6 protein-coding genes and 1 tRNA gene are annotated in these 3,506 nt (G+C 63.4%); 2 read left to right on the top strand and 5 right to left on the bottom strand.

All coding sequences use genetic code 11. From position 1 onward, the window contains the following. Positions 1-48: 48 nt before the first annotated feature. Positions 49-125 (top strand) — tRNA-Met (locus CRO07_RS18050). Positions 126-323: 198 nt separating this feature from the next. On the opposite strand, the gene CRO07_RS18555 is transcribed toward CRO07_RS18050, so the two are convergent. Next, a complete protein-coding gene (locus tag CRO07_RS18555; protein WP_141400112.1) occupies positions 324-1,250 on the bottom strand; it encodes a hypothetical protein in 927 nt (308 codons plus the stop codon). Between the two features lie 272 nt (positions 1,251-1,522). On the opposite strand from CRO07_RS18555, the gene CRO07_RS18040 reads away from it, so the two are divergent. Beyond that, entirely contained in the window at positions 1,523-1,738 is a 216-nt protein-coding gene (locus tag CRO07_RS18040) for a hypothetical protein (protein WP_097032003.1), read from the top strand. A gap of 14 nt (positions 1,739-1,752) precedes the next feature. Here the strand turns inward: CRO07_RS18040 and CRO07_RS18035 are convergent, their stop codons facing one another. The 4 genes from CRO07_RS18035 to CRO07_RS18020 all read right to left on the bottom strand — a co-directional run. Further along, positions 1,753-2,067 (bottom strand): hypothetical protein, encoded by a 315-nt coding sequence (locus tag CRO07_RS18035; RefSeq protein ID WP_097032001.1) that lies wholly within the window; start codon positions 2,065-2,067, stop codon positions 1,753-1,755. Beyond that, positions 2,064-2,408: a DUF2190 family protein gene (locus tag CRO07_RS18030; protein ID WP_097032000.1), complete on the bottom strand. Its 345-nt coding sequence runs from the start codon at positions 2,406-2,408 to the stop codon at positions 2,064-2,066. Before CRO07_RS18030 ends, CRO07_RS18035 begins: the two co-directional genes overlap by 4 nt. 2 nt (positions 2,409-2,410) lie before the next feature. Further along, the gene (locus CRO07_RS18025) at positions 2,411-2,620 is read right to left on the bottom strand and encodes a phage head-tail joining protein (protein WP_097031999.1); all 210 of its coding nucleotides are present in this window, start codon (positions 2,618-2,620) and stop codon (positions 2,411-2,413) included. A gap of 1 nt (position 2,621) precedes the next feature. Continuing rightward, positions 2,622-3,506, bottom strand: an 885-nt coding sequence (locus tag CRO07_RS18020) for a phage major capsid protein (protein WP_176504630.1), incomplete at its 5' end; no start/stop codon positions are given.

Genomic DNA, 3,506 nt, shown 5'->3' with positions numbered 1-3,506 from the left:
CGATACCTCTCAAAAACGTACAAAACAAAACAACCAAACATAAATCAACGCGGGGTGGAGCAGCCCGGTAGCTCGTCAGGCTCATAACCTGAAGGCCGCAGGTTCAAATCCTGCCCCCGCAACCAAACTTTCCTACAAGATATCAAAGACTTACGACGAAGCAGAGCGCCCCACGGGGCGCTTTTTGCGTTGCAACACAGAACAACATCTTTCCGTGCGATTCCAAAGGCTTACAGCCGTTCCGATTTCTTCCGTGCAACACCCATGCGACATGGGAATCGCAGGATGTTCATGGTGCGTTCCTGTTGGCGAAGGCGTGTCGCTCACGGCCGTACCCCGGTCATTGCGACCATTGCGTCCTCGAAGGCAGCCTGCGCCCCGGCCCCCTGACGCATCCAATACTCGTGCTTCTCGTTGTGGACCACATGCCCGAAACCGTGCTGCGTCATTGTGGCTGGATCGCCGTGATCGCGGATGAAAACCTTTGAAAAGTACCAATGCGATGCCTGGCGGTTCAGACCGCCCACTTTCGCGCCGCGGAAGGACACCATCAGCTGCATCCGCCCTGCCTGACACCCATAGTCCGGGTGATCGACCAATCTCCGGAAGAAGTCGGCTACTCCGGGCGGAAGGGCTCTGATGGCTGCCTGAAGATCGCCGGTCAATTCTGGCCGCGGTGGCATTGCACCTCGCTTTACGCGGTGTGATCGATCTTGCCGTGGCGGTGATGCCGGTGCGGAGATCCTACCTTCCGACGTCTCTCCACGAAACAGCCGCGCAGCGCTTTCCCAAGATGACATTTTATCGGCATCCGATGCACGCGCGCTCGGGTGCAATCCGACTGCGTCAAACCTCAACCCTGCTGTCTGCATGCGGTCGCGCGCCTTGCCGCCCAGCGCCAGGACAAAGGCATTCGGGAAAAGGTCCAACTGGCGCGCAAGATAGGTCTCCGCACACGCCCTCTCTACTCGCGGCAGGTGCTTGCCCCCGGAAACCTCGGCCGGGCAAAGAACGGCGTTGGTCGTCCACGTCTTCCGGAGTTGGACATCGAGGCTGTCTTTCGGCCAGAAGGCATCAAGGATGCGGCGCATGTTTCGATGAAAGGGTGTGGGCCGCCCAGCCCTTTCTATGCCACCATCCTGCATCGCATCGCGAAAAATGCGCACCGAATTCTGAACCATGTCCTGCGGCGTCCCTTGATAGCCAGTGCTGTCTGGCGGGTCGCCGGGTTCTGCGGTCACGATGATCAAGCACACTTCATCGAGCGAGCCCAGTGCGCCGCCGAAGGCACAGGGCACCAAACCCCGTGCCGGTTCCCACACACAGGCACCCGCGCATGCGCCATCGAAATGCGCGCAGGGACGATAGGCTGGTTCGAGTATGTCAAGCAGTGGCTTTGGAAGCATAGCACAATCGATCAGGTTGGTATGCTCCGATGAAACACCGAAATGCCGACTGAAAACAACTTGCCATATCGAGACGGCCCAGCCGTCATGTCCCTGCAACCAACTCGGGGATGATCATGCCCAAGACCAACGATGTCGCGTTGGACGCCTTCATCGCCGCGAAGACCGAGATCGACGCAATGCTGGCCCGGTTGGTCGCCCACAGCGCCGACCACTTCGGCTGCGGTCCCGACGAGGTGAACTGGCGCCATGTCGGCACGCTGGAACATTGCCGTGCCCGCCTCCGCGAGATCACCGACATGGCGTTCGGCGAGGGCGAGCACGCCGCCTGAACATCCCTTCCCGACTAGGCTGACTGGCCAAAGCATGTGCCCATGGCCAGCTTGCTGATGGCGGAATGTACGCCCACGAGGTGTTGATCCTTCGGCAAGTCCCAAGTCGGGAACAGCCCGGCGACGGCCGCCATGTGGTTCTCCAACTCGCTGATGACCAGGGTGATGTTCCGCGTGCCCCTATACTCCTCGGCCGACCTCCGGAGGTCGGCGCACAGGGCCATGACAGCCGCATAGTTGCGCATGGCCTGAAGCTTGCCTGCATCCTTGCTGTCCTGGACCAGTAGCCCGAGGCCATCCAGCACCGCGCGAATGTCCCGCTCCCTCATGCTGCGGCGGTCCCCACGCCATCGAGGCGCACAGCGACGCTGGTGATGCCATTCCCTGCCGCCTCGGTCGCCACGCCCACAGGGAAGCGCCCAGCGCCCGGCACGTTGATGTTCTTTGCGGTGTTGTCCCAGGCGACGCGCGCGCCAACGGTCAGCACTGCTGCGGTGGCCTTGGGGAGTTTGTAGACGCCCGTGGTAGCCAGTTCGAGCGGATCGCCCTCGGCGGCAGAGTAGGCGGCGACGCCGAAGATGTTGCCGACGATCAGCCCCTCACCCGAAGTGGCACCGCCTGCGGGTGTGGTGACGGTCATGACGTGGCCGTTCTGGATGTAGTTCTGCATTGTCAAAGCCCTTTCGAGGATTGGATGCGGACCACGGCGATGCGCGCCGTGGTGCCTGTGATTTGTCGGTTGAGGTCGCCCAGCGCGGCCGCCATCTCGGCGTCGCTGGCATAGGTCACCCGCTTGCCGTCGTATTCGACAGTGCGGACGCCCTGATAGCGGGCAGCCATCAGGGCATCGCGCCAGGCGATGAGTTGGGCGAGGTCAGCCACTTTAGGCCCCGGGGTTCTGGAACCAGCCGCGGTGGTCGATGAAGCCTGCGCCGTAATCGAGGATCACCCGGATTTCCACGCCGTCCACGTCCCAACCGGAGCGGCTTTCCACTTGGGGCCCTTCGTTGCCCGAGAGATAGGCGAACTCGAGGCCGTCGATCTCGCCGGGGTCGGCCGTCACATACCAGCGGGTGGCGCTGGTGAGGCGGGGTTCGACCACCAGCGACATCGCCCCCGAGAACGGGTTCACATCGGCGGCGGTGGCAGGCGCGATGGTCGCCAGCCACTTCTCGGCCACGGTCTCCAGCGCGGGCGGGACCAGCAGGTTCTTCGGCGTCACGCGGATGATGCGGCCGTCGGTACCCTTCTGTGTCCGCAGCGCCAGCCGGGCGGCCGACAGGCTGGTGTCAGAGATTGCCGCGCCGCTGGTCGCCTTGTTGCCGTGATCTGCGTGGAACAGCGCCTTGCTGTCCGACAGGGTGGGGCCATTGCCGCTGTTGGCTTCCAGCAGGGTCACAAGGATGCGTGCCTCGGTCTCTGCGGCGGCCTGGCCCATGCGGCGGGCAAGGTCCGCGAAGGCGCCGAGGTCGTCGTTCACCAGCACCTGGCGGGTGATCCCGATCTTCTTGGCCCAGGTCTCGATCTTGTAGGCTTCGCGCGCCTCGGCCATCGTCCCGGCCTTGATCTCCCCCGCCTCGTTCAGCTTCTCCAGCAGCGGGGCCTCGCCTAGCATGATCTTGTTCACCGCGCGGAAGTCGCGGGCGGTCGTCTGGCGGCCGAGGCGGCGGATACCCGAGGGCGCGGCCTGGTAGGCGTCACGCAGCACGCGGCCCACGGTGTTGCCGAGGATGATCGGGAAATCGGAGGTCGTGTGCAGGGCGCGGGT

The sequence above is a fragment of the Cereibacter ovatus genome (genome assembly GCF_900207575.1).
Classification (GTDB): Bacteria; Pseudomonadota; Alphaproteobacteria; order Rhodobacterales; family Rhodobacteraceae; genus Cereibacter_A; species Cereibacter_A ovatus.
The sequence above is the reverse complement of the archived record's forward strand: the minus strand, read 5'-3'. Positions and strand labels throughout refer to the sequence as shown.